17 protein-coding genes are annotated in these 14,192 nt (G+C 52.4%); 7 read left to right on the top strand and 10 right to left on the bottom strand.

Features of this window, described 5'->3' with window-relative positions:
- The first annotated feature begins 8 nt into the window (after window positions 1-8).
- Complete coding sequence (gpsA, locus tag BZJ19_RS02895; RefSeq protein ID WP_077674558.1) at window positions 9-1,028, top strand: NAD(P)H-dependent glycerol-3-phosphate dehydrogenase; 1,020 nt, start codon at window positions 9-11, stop codon at window positions 1,026-1,028.
- Between the two features lie 122 nt (window positions 1,029-1,150).
- The gene (cysE, locus tag BZJ19_RS02900) at window positions 1,151-1,984 is read left to right on the top strand and encodes a serine O-acetyltransferase (protein ID WP_069590864.1); all 834 of its coding nucleotides are present in this window, start codon (window positions 1,151-1,153) and stop codon (window positions 1,982-1,984) included.
- Window positions 1,985-2,042: 58 nt separating this feature from the next.
- Here the strand turns inward: cysE and pfkA are convergent, their stop codons facing one another.
- The 3 genes from pfkA to BZJ19_RS02915 form a co-directional block, all read right to left on the bottom strand.
- Window positions 2,043-3,005, bottom strand: a complete 963-nt coding sequence (gene pfkA, locus BZJ19_RS02905; RefSeq protein ID WP_069590862.1) for a 6-phosphofructokinase — start codon at window positions 3,003-3,005, stop codon at window positions 2,043-2,045.
- A gap of 154 nt (window positions 3,006-3,159) precedes the next feature.
- Entirely contained in the window at window positions 3,160-4,086 is a 927-nt protein-coding gene (fieF, locus tag BZJ19_RS02910) for a CDF family cation-efflux transporter FieF (protein ID WP_077674559.1), read from the bottom strand.
- Window positions 4,087-4,162: 76 nt separating this feature from the next.
- Complete coding sequence (locus tag BZJ19_RS02915; RefSeq protein ID WP_077674560.1) at window positions 4,163-4,600, bottom strand: Spy/CpxP family protein refolding chaperone; 438 nt, start codon at window positions 4,598-4,600, stop codon at window positions 4,163-4,165.
- A gap of 155 nt (window positions 4,601-4,755) precedes the next feature.
- Between BZJ19_RS02915 and BZJ19_RS02920 the strand changes: the two genes are divergently transcribed.
- The 3 genes from BZJ19_RS02920 to BZJ19_RS02930 all read left to right on the top strand — a co-directional run bounded on the left by BZJ19_RS02920 (window position 4,756) and on the right by BZJ19_RS02930 (window position 7,367).
- Window positions 4,756-5,451 (top strand): response regulator, encoded by a 696-nt coding sequence (locus tag BZJ19_RS02920; protein WP_077674561.1) that lies wholly within the window; start codon window positions 4,756-4,758, stop codon window positions 5,449-5,451.
- The gene (gene cpxA, locus BZJ19_RS02925; protein WP_077674562.1) at window positions 5,439-6,839 is read left to right on the top strand and encodes an envelope stress sensor histidine kinase CpxA; all 1,401 of its coding nucleotides are present in this window, start codon (window positions 5,439-5,441) and stop codon (window positions 6,837-6,839) included. Before BZJ19_RS02920 ends, cpxA begins: the two co-directional genes overlap by 13 nt.
- 63 nt (window positions 6,840-6,902) lie before the next feature.
- Window positions 6,903-7,367 (top strand): tRNA (cytidine(34)-2'-O)-methyltransferase, encoded by a 465-nt coding sequence (locus BZJ19_RS02930; RefSeq protein WP_077479523.1) that lies wholly within the window; start codon window positions 6,903-6,905, stop codon window positions 7,365-7,367.
- A 50-nt stretch (window positions 7,368-7,417) separates the two neighbouring features.
- Here BZJ19_RS02930 and tpiA read toward each other — a convergent pair whose 3' ends face one another.
- Window positions 7,418-8,185: a triose-phosphate isomerase gene (gene tpiA, locus BZJ19_RS02935; RefSeq protein ID WP_069590852.1), complete on the bottom strand. Its 768-nt coding sequence runs from the start codon at window positions 8,183-8,185 to the stop codon at window positions 7,418-7,420.
- 260 nt (window positions 8,186-8,445) lie between these two features.
- On the opposite strand from tpiA, the gene BZJ19_RS02940 reads away from it, so the two are divergent.
- Window positions 8,446-8,805 (top strand): 5-carboxymethyl-2-hydroxymuconate Delta-isomerase, encoded by a 360-nt coding sequence (locus BZJ19_RS02940; RefSeq protein WP_069590851.1) that lies wholly within the window; start codon window positions 8,446-8,448, stop codon window positions 8,803-8,805.
- A 51-nt stretch (window positions 8,806-8,856) separates the two neighbouring features.
- Here the strand turns inward: BZJ19_RS02940 and BZJ19_RS02945 are convergent, their stop codons facing one another.
- The 4 genes from BZJ19_RS02945 to glpX all read right to left on the bottom strand — a co-directional run bounded on the left by BZJ19_RS02945 (window position 8,857) and on the right by glpX (window position 11,947).
- A complete protein-coding gene (locus BZJ19_RS02945) occupies window positions 8,857-9,198 on the bottom strand; it encodes a DUF3135 domain-containing protein (RefSeq protein WP_077455092.1) in 342 nt (113 codons plus the stop codon).
- 238 nt (window positions 9,199-9,436) lie between these two features.
- Window positions 9,437-10,180, bottom strand: a complete 744-nt coding sequence (locus BZJ19_RS02950; RefSeq protein ID WP_077674563.1) for a ferredoxin--NADP reductase — start codon at window positions 10,178-10,180, stop codon at window positions 9,437-9,439.
- Between the two features lie 9 nt (window positions 10,181-10,189).
- On the bottom strand, window positions 10,190-10,810 hold the full coding sequence (locus BZJ19_RS02955) for a helix-turn-helix transcriptional regulator (RefSeq protein ID WP_069590905.1): 621 nt from the start codon (window positions 10,808-10,810) through the stop codon (window positions 10,190-10,192).
- A 129-nt stretch (window positions 10,811-10,939) separates the two neighbouring features.
- Window positions 10,940-11,947, bottom strand: coding sequence for a class II fructose-bisphosphatase (gene glpX / locus BZJ19_RS02960; RefSeq protein WP_077674564.1), 1,008 nt, complete (start codon window positions 11,945-11,947; stop codon window positions 10,940-10,942).
- 302 nt (window positions 11,948-12,249) lie between these two features.
- On the opposite strand from glpX, the gene zapB reads away from it, so the two are divergent.
- Complete coding sequence (gene zapB / locus BZJ19_RS02965; RefSeq protein WP_069590841.1) at window positions 12,250-12,492, top strand: cell division protein ZapB; 243 nt, start codon at window positions 12,250-12,252, stop codon at window positions 12,490-12,492.
- A 51-nt stretch (window positions 12,493-12,543) separates the two neighbouring features.
- Here the strand turns inward: zapB and rraA are convergent, their stop codons facing one another.
- Window positions 12,544-13,062 (bottom strand): ribonuclease E activity regulator RraA, encoded by a 519-nt coding sequence (rraA, locus tag BZJ19_RS02970; RefSeq protein WP_077479519.1) that lies wholly within the window; start codon window positions 13,060-13,062, stop codon window positions 12,544-12,546.
- A 119-nt stretch (window positions 13,063-13,181) separates the two neighbouring features.
- A complete protein-coding gene (locus tag BZJ19_RS02975) occupies window positions 13,182-14,087 on the bottom strand; it encodes a 1,4-dihydroxy-2-naphthoate polyprenyltransferase (protein ID WP_077479518.1) in 906 nt (301 codons plus the stop codon).
- Window positions 14,088-14,192 lie beyond the last annotated feature (105 nt).

Raw genomic sequence — 14,192 nt, forward strand, 5'->3', positions numbered from 1 at the left:
GATTGGCCATGACCACGTTGGCACCGACACAAGACGCTGCAATCACCGTACTAGGCGCAGGCTCTTACGGCACAGCACTGGCGATTTCACTTGCCAGAAACGGTGCCAATGTCGTGTTGTGGGGCCATGATCCCCTGCATATCGCGCAGCTTGAAACGGATCGTGCCAATCAGGCGTTTTTGCCTGACATCGCGTTTCCGGACTCATTGATCTTGTGTGCTGACTTAGCGGTGGCAGTGAATGCCAGCCGCGATCTACTTGTTGTGGTACCCAGCCACGTCTTTGGTGATGTGCTGGGTAAGGTGAAGCCTTACCTACGCGCTGATTCTCGCGTGTGTTGGGCAACCAAAGGGCTTGAGCCAGAAACCGGACGCCTTTTACAAGAGGTGGCTCGGGAACAACTGGGCGATAATATCCCGCTTGCGGTCTTGTCGGGTCCCACCTTCGCCAAAGAGCTGGCGGCGGGCTTGCCTACCGCGATTTCGGTGGCCTCTCCGGATGCAACATTTGTGAGTGACTTACAAGATACCATTCACTGTCAGCACAGCTTTCGCGTCTATGGTAATCATGACTTTATCGGCATGCAGCTTGGCGGCGCGGTGAAGAACGTGATTGCGATTGGCGCAGGGATCTCCGATGGGATTGGCTTTGGCGCCAACGCGCGCACCGCACTGATCACCCGAGGGCTTGCTGAAATGACACGCTTGGGCGAGGCGCTGGGTGCGTCACGCGATACCTTTATGGGCATGGCTGGACTCGGTGATTTGGTGCTTACTTGTACCGATAACCAATCTCGAAATCGTCGCTTTGGCTTAGCGCTCGGGCAGGGCGAGGGCGTTCAAGACGCGCAAGATAAGATTGGTCAAGTGGTTGAAGGTTACCGCAATACCAAAGAAGTGTGGGCGCTGGCGCAACGCGCGGGCGTGGAAATGCCGATTGTCGAGCAGATCTATCAAGTCCTTTACCAAGGTAAAGCGGCTCAACAAGCAGCAAAAGACTTGCTCGCACGAGAGAAAAAGTCGGAATAATCACCCAGCGAGTGCAGACATAAACGCGCGGGGTGAGAACCGCGCGTTTTTTTTATACACTGGCAGTGGCACTGGACGTGTATGCGTCCTGGTTGTAGGTCATTTTTGTAAGGACGAAGGCAGTGAATAAGGCCAGAAAAGAATGCCAGCAACACCGCGTATGGCAAGCGGTGAAAAAGGAAGCGCGCGAGCATGCTGAACGCGAGCCGATGTTGGCGAGTTTTTACCATGCCACCATTATCAAGCACGACAACCTTGCCAGTGCGTTAAGTTATATTTTGGCGAATAAGCTATCGACCCCGTCGATGCCGTCGATGGCGGTGCGAGAGGTCATCGAAGAAGTCTATGCCAATGATGCTTGCGTGACGGAGTCAGCCGCCTGTGATATTTGTGCAACGGTAGAGCGTGATCCCGCGGTTGAGCTTTATTCAACGCCACTTTTATACCTAAAAGGTTTTCATGCGTTGCAAGGCTTTCGCGTCGCGAATTGGTTATGGCGTCAAGGCCGCAAGGAGCTCGCGACCTATCTTCAAAACCAAATTTCGGTGACATGCCAAGTCGATGTGCACCCTGCAGCCTGTATCGGGCGTGGTATTATGTTTGACCATGCCACTGGAATTGTGATCGGCGAAACCGCGGTGATTGAAGACGATGTCTCTATCTTGCAAGACGTGACCTTGGGCGGTACTGGTAAAGAAGGTGGCGATCGCCATCCAAAAGTCCGCACAGGGGTGATGATTGGCGCAGGGGCGAAGATTTTAGGCAATATCGATATTGGCGAAGGCGCGAAAATCGGCTCCTGCTCTGTGGTGCTCAACCCTGTTCCGCCCCATACCACCGTGGCCGGTGTGCCGGCGAAAATTGTGGGTCGACCCAGCTCGCATATGCCGTCTTTGGATATGGACCAAGAGTTCAACGGCTCGCATAAAACCTTTATCTCTGGTGATGGGATTTAGTCTGACCCATAAAAAAACGGAGCCAGTGGCTCCGTTTTTGTTCGCATATTGAGCGAGATTAAAACAGCTTTTCTGCTACTTCGTACAAATCTTGGCGGAATGGACGTTTCATGTTTTCAATAGCGTCGATGATGTCGTGATGCACCATTTTATCGTTCTGAATACCCACACAACGGCCACCTTCACCTTGCTGGAGAAGATCGACGGCATATGCACCCATGCGGGATGCCAAAATACGGTCAAAGGCACCCGGTTGGCCGCCACGTTGGATATGGCCCAAGATGGTTGCTCGGGTCTCGCGGCCGGTTTCGGTCTCGATAAACTTCGCCAGTTCGTTTACGTCGGTCATCAATTCTGTGATAGCGACAATGGCGTGTTTCTTACCCTTGTAGATCCCTTCTTTGATTTTCGACAGTAGTTTGTCTTTATCCAAACCAGTCTCTGGGGTAATGATGTATTCGCAGCCACCCGCAACGGATGCCATCAAGGTGAGGTCACCACAATGGCGGCCCATCACTTCGACAATCGAGATACGTTGGTGAGAGGATGAGGTATCGCGCAGACGGTCAATCGCATCGATAACGGTGTTCAAGGCGGTCATGTAACCGATGGTGTAGTCAGTACCCGCTACATCGTTGTCAATGGTGCCGGGTAGGCCGATACAAGGATAGCCCATTTCAGTAAGCTTCTTGGCGCCCATGAATGAGCCGTCGCCGCCAATTACCACCAGTGCATCAATACCGTGCATCTTGAGGTTTTGGATCGCTTGTTCACGTACTTTCTCGTCCGCGAACTCAGGGAAGCGGGCTGAGCCTAAAAACGTACCGCCGCGGTTAATTACGTCGGAAACACTGGTGCGGTTAAGACGCTCAATTCGGTTTTGGTGTAAACCGAGAAAGCCATCATAGATGCCGTAAACTTCGAGTCCTTCGGTGAGTGCGCTACGTACCACTCCACGAATCGCTGCATTCATGCCCGGCGCATCGCCGCCACTGGTCAAAACACCAATTTTTCTAACCATGGTTACCCTCTGACTTTTGGTCACTTATTTCGCGCCGATTGCGGTAATGGCAACCTACTTGCCCCAGTGTACCCGCAATGACTATTGCTTAAACTGTAATTTTCCTACTTCTGTAATAGTATTACAATTACTGTCGCTAAAAAGTTGATACATGTCAGCCCAGTGGGCTTTTGTTCACCGCCGATGACGAGAATTGTGCGCGCTCTTTGTCCACCACGGACACGGGATCTTGGTGGATCATGATGTCCGCGCCGGGAAATGCAATGAGCAACCGGTCTTCCACTTCATCGGCAATCGTATGTGCATCTACTAAGGGTAGCTCGTCATCCAGCTCAATGTGCAGTTGGATAAACGTTGTCATCCCAGCTTGGCGTGTACGCAGCTGGTGGATCCCCCGCACACCCGCAACAGAGCTTGAAAGCACGGCGATGCGTTCCTGATCATCAAGCGGAATTTGCCGGTCGAGTAACGACTGGACTGCCTCGTAGGCCATTTTGATTGCTTGCCACAAAATAAAGCCACTGATCCCAATCGCGAACCAGGCGTCGGCTTGTGTCCATCCATACCAACTGAGGACCAGTGCAACAATGATCGCCACATTCATCAGCAAATCTGACTGATAGTGCAGCGCATCGGCACGAATCGCGGGGCTCGCGGTTTTACGAATTACCCACTTTTGAAACAGCACCAACCCCAAAGTCACGAGCGTTGCCCCCACACTCACAGCGACCCCGAGTTCAGGGGCTGCAATGGGTACAGGCTTGAACAAACGTTCAAGCCCACTGAGCAGCAAAAATGAGGCCGAACCGACAATAAAGGTTGATTGGGCTAAGGCGGCCAATGACTCAGCCTTACCATGGCCAAAGCTGTGTTCATTGTCAGCCGGTTGCACGGCATAACGCACCACGACTAAATTGGTTAATGAGGCGAGCAAGTCGAGTAGTGAGTCCACGAAGGAGGCGAGCACACTGACCGAGCCAGTCAGCCACCAAGCAATCAGCTTGGCGATCAGCAATAGGGTGGCTACGCAGGTTGCGGCCCAAGCAGCGGCCTCAACCCAGAAGGCATACTTTTTTGTCATACCGAGGGCAGCAGGTTAATCAAGTCTGCCCTCAGTATATATCTCATTCACAGCAAACGTATGACACGGCGCAGGTTTAACGTGAACAATCGCCTTTTTTACCGTGATGACGATGATGCCCTTTGCCTTGTTTGTCATGCTTTTTATGCATGGCGTCAAAGAACGCGGTTTGCTGCTCTGGGGTGAGCACCTGCATCATCGCGTGTTGATGACGCGCATGGGCCACGCGGCGTTCAATATTCGGCTGTGGATTAGCCGACAATAAATCACGCACTGCCTGCTCATCAAAGGTGTCTTGGGTCAGTAAGGTTTTCATCTTTGCTTGAAAGTCGCCGCGTGCCTGCTGGCGTTGAGTGCGATACTCATCACGCAGTGCTTGGAATTGATTCTGTTGAGCCTCGGTTAAGTTCAGATCACGCCACATCCCGCGGTCCATACTATCGCCAAAGTGGGGAGCGGCGAGGGTGGGCAGGGCAATGGCGGCTATTGCTAGGCCGATCGTGAAACGTTTCATGATTTTTCTCCGGTGGTGAGTGGTTACCTGTTTAGCTTACGGGCTGGGATGTAAAGTCACGTTATTCGGTGTAAAGATGGGTAAAGTCACTCACCCGCGGGCGTAGCTATGATAGAACTACGGCTAATTGATAATGGGCAGAGAGTCTGATTGCCATGCAAGAGGTTTTGATCATCGATGATGATACCGCACTGACGGATTTGCTCAGTGAGTTGCTCTCACTAGAGGGGTTTTCGGTGCGTTGTGCGGATAATGGCCAAACTGGCCTTGAGATGGCGAGTGCCTCGCCCCCTGACATTATTCTGCTGGATGTGATGATGCCGGTTTTGAACGGCATGGAGACCTTGCGTCAGCTGCGCGCAACATCCAACGTCGCGATCTTGATGCTCACGGCGCGAGGAGAAGAAGTAGACCGAGTGATGGGGCTCGAGCTAGGGGCAGATGACTATTTGGCCAAACCCTTTAGCGATCGCGAACTTTTGGCGCGAATGCGGGCCATTTTGCGCCGAACGCAGGTCGTAAGCGCAGAGTCGGCACCGCCTGAAGATGAGCCGGTACTGGCCCATCATGATGTGCGAGTGTACCCGCGTCGATTAGAGACGTTGTGCCAAGATAAACCCGTGGCGTTGACCGGTATGGAAACCGAAATGTTGGCCTGTTTGCTTCATCACCCCGGTGAAGTGGTAAGTAAAGCCTTGTTAAGTGAGCAGGTGCTAGGAAAGCGACTAATGCCCTTTGACCGTGCAGTCGATGTGCATATTTCCAATTTGCGTAAGAAGCTGCCAGAGCGCCTTGATGGCAAACCTAGGATTAAAACTCTAAGGGGTAAAGGCTATCTATGGGTCGACTAGGTCTCTGGCGTCGCCAGCTCGCCGAGCGCTGGTCACGGATGCCCTTTCTCGGAAGCTTATATGGTCGGGTTTTTATCATTTTCTGGCTGACGCTGCTGGCGGTGTTGGCGGCGGTTATCTGGGCTCAGCGAGAGGATCCGCGTAGCCTGCATGCCATTCCCTCGCCGGAAAAAGCCCGTATCCAAGCCCAACTGGACCAATTGGTGGCGATCGCACAACAGCGTGATATCCCGATTGCTGTGATGGTTGCGCGTCAGAATCAACATCGCGGTCATCGTCGCACGCCCTATAAGTTGTATTGGGTGCCTGATAGCGCGACATTAGGATCTTTGCCACGCGAATTACGCCATTTTATATCGCAAACCACCGACACCGACGCGCCGATGCAGCGCCTTTATCACCGCAATATGTTAGCTGGCCCTTTCCCAGTCACTACCGCGCATGAAGCTGGAACCTTTTATCATGCTCGGCGTTGGCAACCTAAACTGCCGTTTGTGCTTAAAATTTTGGAAAAACCACAGCACTTATTAGTGGTGACCATGTTGGTCAGTACCCCTTTATTGCTGTGGTTGGCGTATACCTTGACGCGTCCCGCGCGGCGGTTTCAAACCGCGAGTCAGCGGGTCGCCAAGGGGCAATTGGTGATTGACCCTACCCTTGAGCAAGGCCCCAAAGAGTTTCGCGACGCAGGTCGAGGCTTTAACCAAATGGTGACTGCGCTTAATCAGATGGTGACTGGGCAGCAACAACTGGTGTCAGATATTTCCCATGAGTTGCGCTCACCTCTGACGCGATTACAAATGGCACGCGCCTTGGCTGCGCGTGAATTGGGCGATAGCGAGGTATTAGCGCGGATTGAACGGGAAGCGAGCCAATTGGAAGCCTTGATCAGCGAGCTACTCACCTTGTCACGACTGCAATCGCAAGGACACCTTGAACGCGAATCCATCAGTGCTCAAGTACTCTGGCAATCGGTCGTTGACGATGCCCAATTTGAAGCGGGGCAGCAAGGTAAACAGATCGAGGCGACTCCCTTTCCTGATGTCGCATTAACCGTCAATGTGCGCTTAGCCCGCAGTGCGCTCGACAATGTGCTGCGTAATGCGATTCGCTACGCCAATAAACATGTCTGCCTATCGGTCACGAGCGAGCAAGCGGGGTTAAATATTGAGATTCAGGACGATGGCCCCGGCGTCCCTGAGACCATGCTGACTGATATTTTCCGCCCCTTTTATCGCGTGTCTGCCGCGCGAGACCGTCAATCGGGCGGTACTGGGCTGGGGCTGGCGATTACCGCACAAGCCGTACAGCAGCATGGTGGCCAAGTCAGTGCCGCGAACCATCCACAAGGTGGACTCGTGGTGAGCTTGCAATGGCCGAGTGGTTAATATTGCGCAATCTACCAGCGGTTGCGACAATACCTGCCTTGCTTACTTTGGTAATGAACTCTCATGTTTGATATAGCGCTTTACGAGCCTGAAATTGCCCCTAATACGGGGAATATCATTCGTCTTTGTGCCAACTGTGGTGCGAACTTGCATTTGATTGAGCCGCTTGGCTTTGATCTAGAAGAAAAGAAAGTCCGTCGTGCGGGACTGGATTATCACGATCTTGCCCGAGTGACACGTCATAAAGACTATGCGGCGTTTGCAAACGCGATGGCGGGTCGTCGGATCTTTGCGTGTACCACCAAAGCCACCCAGTTTCATACGGAGGCGACGTTTGCGGACGGTGATGTGTTGTTGTTTGGGCCAGAAACGCGCGGCTTGCCTGATGCGTTGATCCAAGCATTACCTGACGCGCAGCGTTTACGCATACCTATGCAGCCAGAGGCACGTAGCCTTAATCTGTCTAATGCCGTGGCCATTATTGGCTATGAAGCGTGGCGGCAATTAGGTTTTACCGGCGCACAATAAAAAACGTCCCCAGATTGGGGACGTTTTGTTAGACGTTTAGCGTCAGTCGCTTACGCTTTTTTCGCGTCAGCCGCTGCTTTAGCGATAGCGGCAAAGCCCGCTGCGTCAAGCGCGGCACCGCCAACTAGCGCGCCGTCGATATCCGGCATCGCAAATAACTCTGCAGCATTTCCTGCTTTTACTGAACCGCCGTACTGAATCACAACCTTGCTTGCGACGTCTTCGCTGTAAGACGCAATGTGCTTACGAATGGCCGCGTGGATTTCTTGAGCCTGTTCTGCAGTGGCTGCTTTACCAGTACCGATCGCCCAAATAGGTTCATAGGCAATGATCGCACCGTTCAGCGCTTCAACACCTTGTGATTGGATCACTGCGTCAAGCTGACGTGCACAGACAGCAAGGGTTTCGCCCGCTTCGTTTTGCGCTTCGGACTCACCGATACAAAGTACTGGCGTGAGGCCATTTTCTTTCAAGAAAGCGAATTTCTGCGCGACAAATTCGTCAGATTCTTGGTGATATTCACGACGCTCTGAGTGGCCGATAATAATATGGGTTGCACCAAAGTCTTTCAGCATCTCTGCAGAGATATCACCGGTGAATGCGCCGCTGTTGTGTGTGTCGACGTTTTGCGCACCAAGCTTAATAGCGCTATCTGCCAGCAGTTGCTCGGCTTGTGCCAAATACATGACCGGTGGCGCGACAGCAACGTCCACACCTTCCACGCCTTTAAGTTCAGCGTTCAGGCCGTTAAGCAGTTCAGTGACCATGGCTTTGCTGCCATTGAGTTTCCAGTTACCCATTACCAATGGACGGCGCATAGGAATTCCTCCGCGGTTTAGTTGATTTGAAGTCAAAAGATGTAAAGAAGGTAGTCTATTGTAGCGCGGCCTTCTCTGTTTAAAATCATAGAATGGCGAGAATGCCTTCGTTTTTACGCGTTTTATTGACAAAAGTGAACCGCTAAGTAGTAAATTTTCATCATTTTGTGGCACGTCTGGCCAGTGAACTGTGATGGTCTCGCTAGAGTGGTGATGAAAAATCCGGCACCATAGCCTTTCTTAATGACAAGGAGCGTGTGATGCCACATTTAATCATGGAATACACAGAATCGGTTTCTGAACGAGTAAACATTGATCAGGTGGTGGAGGCCTTGCATCAAGCTGCCATCGCCAGTGAGGTGTTTGAGCCGGCGGCGCTAAAGTCGCGAGCCGTGCCTTGCGGCGTATGGCGGGTTGGAGAACAAGCCGACCGTGGTGATTTTATTCATGTTGAATTTCGCTTGCTCGATGGGCGAACTGTGGCGCAAAAGCAAGCCATTAGCCAAGCGCTGGTTGACGTGTTATCCCGCCATGCTAGTCACGTGAGCAGTTTGACGGTTGAAATTCGTGATATGGAAACCAAAAGCTACAGCAAGCGGGTCGCGTCAGCGGTGGTTTGACCGATGATAAAGCGGTAACGGGTGGATGCTCCACCCGAGCCGGTTTGGACGTTATTCGCCAGCGCGTGCGCTTTGTCGTGCGGCTTGGCCGACGCGAAAGTCCATGATCTCAGCGTTGTGGCTACGTAGCGATTCGGGTGATTCAAAGGCGGTGGCAAAGCGTGAGTATTGCTTTGACAGCGCTTGAAATAACATCACATTCACGTGCAGTGGGTTTTTACCATGTTCTATCACGCGGTTGATGTGGCTTAGCATGGCGTGGAGCTGTGGTTGCGTGGCATGTGAGGCATTGGCAATCACTTCTTCACTCATCTTGAGGCGCAAAGCTTCTAAAGCTTTTGGATCGGACTGGGCCAAAGCGGCCAGTTCATCAAAAGAAGGTAGCGTCTTCATAAGTTACTCCTTTGTACGCCGTCGGTCAGATGACCGCATTACCAAGGCGTATGAATAACTATGAGTCGGGGGCGTGGGGGGATCAAATTCAGGGTGTCTGAGCCACTTGGCGCTCTGAACGGGAAAGCAGACTGTGGCACAAACAATTCCCTGAAAAATGACCGCTTTTTAGTGCTTATTTTTAACCATAAAAATACAACGGGTTACCGTATGCACCCCAGCAAAGAGGCGCAACGACTTACCAATAGTGCTCGGTGGTAATATTACCGGGCTTACGGCGTAGGTTTTTGCTTAATCCTTTGCCTTCCAAAATACTCTTCACTTCTTTGACCATAGCCGGGTTCCCGCACAGCATCACTTGGCTATGTTCGGGCTGAAGCGGCAGCCCAACCACACGCTCGAGCAAGCCATCTTCCAACGCATGGGTGATTCGTCCAGAAAGAGCGCCCGCGGTGGGCTCGCGACTCACGAACGGTTGGACGACTAACTGATCGGGGTATTTTTCTTGCAGTGCGTTGATGCGCGCTTGATAGGTCAGATCCGCCGCGAATCTTACCGCATGCACCAAGATAACCTTTCTAAACCGCGACCAAACATCCCCTTGCTCCATAATCGACAGATAAGGACCAATGGCGGTACCGGTGGCGAGCATCCACAAGTGTTGGCCTTGCGGTACTTCATCCAAGGTAAAGTAGCCCGCGGTATCTTTGGTGATCATCACGGTTTCACCCGGCTCTAGCGCATGCAGTCGCGGCGACATCAATCCATCGGCGACACGCGTGGCATAGACTTCGTGATACTTACTTTGAGGAGGGTTTACAAATGAGTAGGCACGTTGAATGAGTTTACCGTCGATCTCCATCCCCAGTTTTGTAAACTGGCCGGCGGTAAAGGGTTCAATAGGGGCGGATAACACCAGGCTGAAGAGATCCTTCGTCCAATGTTGGTTCTCCACAACTTCAGCCTTGATCCAAGTGGCCATATTACCTCCTCACGTCTTTTCTCCGATTCGATATGTACAGCGACGTTGCCCGGACACGATGTGCTCTTCGCGCTCGATACGGTAAGCGTTACCTAAAAGGCGTTGAAATAACTGTATTTCTGAACGGCAAAGCGCCGGACACGTTTTGGCTGCGTGGCAGATAGGGCAGTGATGTTCAATCAATATGTAGTCGGCGCCATCCTGTTGGAGCTCGGCCATATACCCCTCGCTCTCTCTAAGATACGCCAAGGTTTGCAATTTAGCCTCTAAATTATCGCAATCTTTTAGTGCATCTTGATATTGCGCAAGGGTTCGCGCTTCTCGTTGCGCGATTACTTTTTCGACGCCTTGTTCGCCAAACACGTCTTGGACGGAGTCAATCAAGGTGATCGACAGATCGTTATGACTATCTGCAAAACGGCTATGACCACTGGCGGTGAGCGACCAGTGGCGGGTGGGGCGGCCAACTTTGGCGCGCACATCTTCGAAATCAACCAGCCCGTCTCGCTCAAGGCTCTGTAAGTGTTGGCGCACGCCCATCGTGGTCATCCCCAGCGATTGCGCGAGGGTTTTTGCGCTGACACTGCCTTCTCGTTTAAGGGTATCGAGAATGCGATCGGTAGACTTGATGGTAGTGATAGTGATTACCCCAATACGCTGCCCAGCAGCACACAACTAAATAAAGCAAAGTGTTTATAAAAGGGTAATCGAAATCAATCCACTTGACCAGTCAGGACAGCACATTGGCTGCCCGCTGATTTATAAGATGTGATGCTTGATGGCGTCGTCTTTACGGCTTAAATAGTGGGTCGAGCGGATGCGGCGTATGGTGCGACATTGACCGCGTACCACCAGGGTTTCTGTAGTGGCCAGATCGCCTTGGCGACTAATGCCATCTAGCAGGTCTCCTTTGGTGATCCCAGTGGCGGCAAAGACAACGTTATCGCTGCTCGCCATGTCGGACAACGTCAGTACTTGGTGGGCTTGGATCCCCATTTCCTGGCAACGCGCTAATTCTTGCTCACCAAAAGCACGGTTTTCTGGGGTATCGTCTTTGACTTCATGGCGAGGGAGCAAACGTCCTTGCATGTCGCCGCCTAAGGCGCGAATAACAGCGGCTGACACCACACCTTCCGGCGCACCGCCAATGCCGACCATCACATCCACCTCGCTTTCCGGCATGCAGGTAAGAATTGAGGCGGCCACGTCGCCATCGGGAAAGGCGAAAACTCGGATCCCGCGTTGTTGCATAGTGGCGATGATGGCGTCATGGCGAGGCTTTGCCAAGGTGGCGACGACCAGCGTATCTAGGGTTTTACCTAGGGCGATGGCGATATTTTCTAAGTTCTCGAGCAGGGGCTTGTGAAGGTCAATGGCACCTTTGGCGCACGGTCCCACTACCAGTTTTTCCATATACATATCCGGCGCTTTTAAGAAGCTACCTTTCTCGCCGGCGGCCAGTACTGCCAGGGCATTCGCTTGCCCCATGGCCGTCATGCGTGTGCCTTCAATCGGATCGACGGCAATATCGACCGCGTCGCCGCCCAAGCCGACTTGTTCGCCAATATAGAGCATCGGCGCGTCGTCAATTTCGCCCTCGCCAATCACAATTTCACCATCAATCTCGGTGAGGTTCAGTAGGGTGCGCATCACGGCAACGGCTGCACCATCCGCTGCATTTTTATCGCCACGGCCTAGCCATTTATAACCGGCAAGGGCGGCGCCTTCGGTGACACGAGAGAAAGCCAGTGCGAGATCGCGTTTCATGAGTACTCCAAGATAAAAGCCACAAAAACTGGTCAGCCCAGTGAGCGCGCGCCAGTTTATCAGAAATAGAAAACGTTTGCGTGCGCCTGTGAGCAGGGGATATGTGGAAATACACGTCAGGGGGATCAGGAATAACACCAAATATGCTGGATTTTTGTGCACTTGTGCGTTGGCAAGGCGCGAGAACAGTGGCAGTCTAGCGTGCGCTCGGTACAATAACAGCGGGGTGCACAATCACGTTGCACGGGTTGCTGCTGATGTCAGTAGTAACGGGATCAATCGTCAGAAATAAGGTGGCCTTGATGTCATTGGAAGTATTAGAACAACTCGAAGCAAAAGTACAAATGGCGGTGGATACCATTTCGCTGCTGCAAATGGAAATCGAAGAGCTGAAAGAAAAGAATGACGCGCTAGAGCGTGATGCAGCCTCGGTGAAAGAAAGCCGTGAAAGCCTCGAGCAAGAAAACGCCAAACTGCGTGAAGAGCAAGAAGCGTGGCAAAACCGTATTCGTAGCTTGCTGGGCAAGATTGAGAACGTCGAATAAACAAAAACAGAGCCGATTGGCTCTGTTTTTCTATCCGCGTGAGGCGACGTATTAGTCGTCGTCTTCCTCGTCATCAACGTCTACGCTGTCCATGGTGAGCGCGTCGGGTGAGAGGATCACGCCAGTCGTATCTGCATAGACATGATCGTCCGGGAGGAAAGTCACACCGCCAAAGTTGACGGGAACGTCGGTTTCCCCTGTGCCTTGTTCATCCGCGCCGACCGGAATCGATGCCAGTGCTTGAATACCGATATCAAGCTCATCAATAGTATCGACATCACGGACGCAGCCATACACAATCATACCTGCCCAATCGTTATCAGCAGCAAGCTGTGCAATTTCTCCATCAATTAACGCACGGCGCAGTGAGCCACCGCCATCAATCAACATGATCCGTTGCTGACCGTCTTGTTCAGCAAGCTCGCGGATAAGGCCATTATCCTCAAAGCATTTAACGGTTGTAATCTGGCCACCAAACGCACTGCGGCCCCCGTAAGAGCTAAACATTGGCTCCACGACATCCACTTGGTCAAGATACATGTCGCATAGTTCCGAGGTATTGTATTCCATAGTCTAACTTCTTGTTGAGGCAGAAAAAGGCTGACAACATGCGGTTGCCAACAAGGCTAGTCCAAGTATAACGGGCCGATAAGGCTTTGCAATGCAAAAGGGGACAATCTGTGCCCTGATTACACCAACAGCATACCGGTCATAAAAAGGCCATTGGTGACCAGCGCACAACGTACCATGTTTCCCATCATGGGGCGCAATGCGGTGGCGCTTGCGGCTTGATACACTTCACGTCCATGGCGAATCAATAAGGGAACGCCGGCGAGAAACAACCATCCCAGCCAAGCTTGGAAGGTGAGCGCGGCAAACAGCGAATAGCAAACGACAGCACTGGCAAGCAAAATCACATGATACTGACGACCGCGATGCGGGCCTAACCGCACCACAAGCGTATGTTTGCCACAGGCGCGATCGTTATCAATGTCGCGTAGATTATTGATGTTGAGCACTCCCACTGCGAGTAAGCCGCATGCGGTGGCGGGGAGGATCACCAGCGAGTCAATGTGTCCGACTTGTAAATAGTAGGTCCCGGCGACACCCAGCCAACCGAAAAACATCAACACGGAGAGATCCCCCAGCCCACGATAGCCATAGGGTTTATTGCCCACGGTGTAGGTAATGGCCGCCACAATGGCCATGACACCGAGTAGCAGAAAACTGACGATATCAGTGGGTTGTTGGCAGGCAATGGCAATTAAACTGCCGCCACTGATGAGCGTGAGCAGTACGTTGAGGATGAGTGCACGCCGCATGGTGGCAACACTCACGTGTCCTGACTGAATGGCGCGCATTGGGCCAAGGCGCGCAGCGTTATCTGTCCCTTTCACCGCATCGCCATAATCATTGGCGAGGTTAGACAAAATCTGCAGTAATAACGCAGTGACCAAAGCCATGGCGCTAATCGACCAAGAAAGACGCCCTTGTGAGGCGGCGACCGCGCTGCCACATAAAATAGAGGTAATGGCAAGGGGCAAGGTCTTGGGCCGAGCGGCATCAAGCCAAATAGCTAAAGTGGATTGAGTCATACAGACACTCTCGACGAAAAGACAATATCGCCATTATCGCTTAAGCGTGTAAGTGGGCAACGGGCAGGGTGAGGAAATTCGACTTCCGTTTGCGTCAGCGCAAAC

Origin of the sequence: Salinivibrio proteolyticus (assembly GCF_001996165.1) — a bacterium.
Lineage (GTDB): Bacteria > Pseudomonadota > Gammaproteobacteria > Enterobacterales > Vibrionaceae > Salinivibrio > Salinivibrio proteolyticus.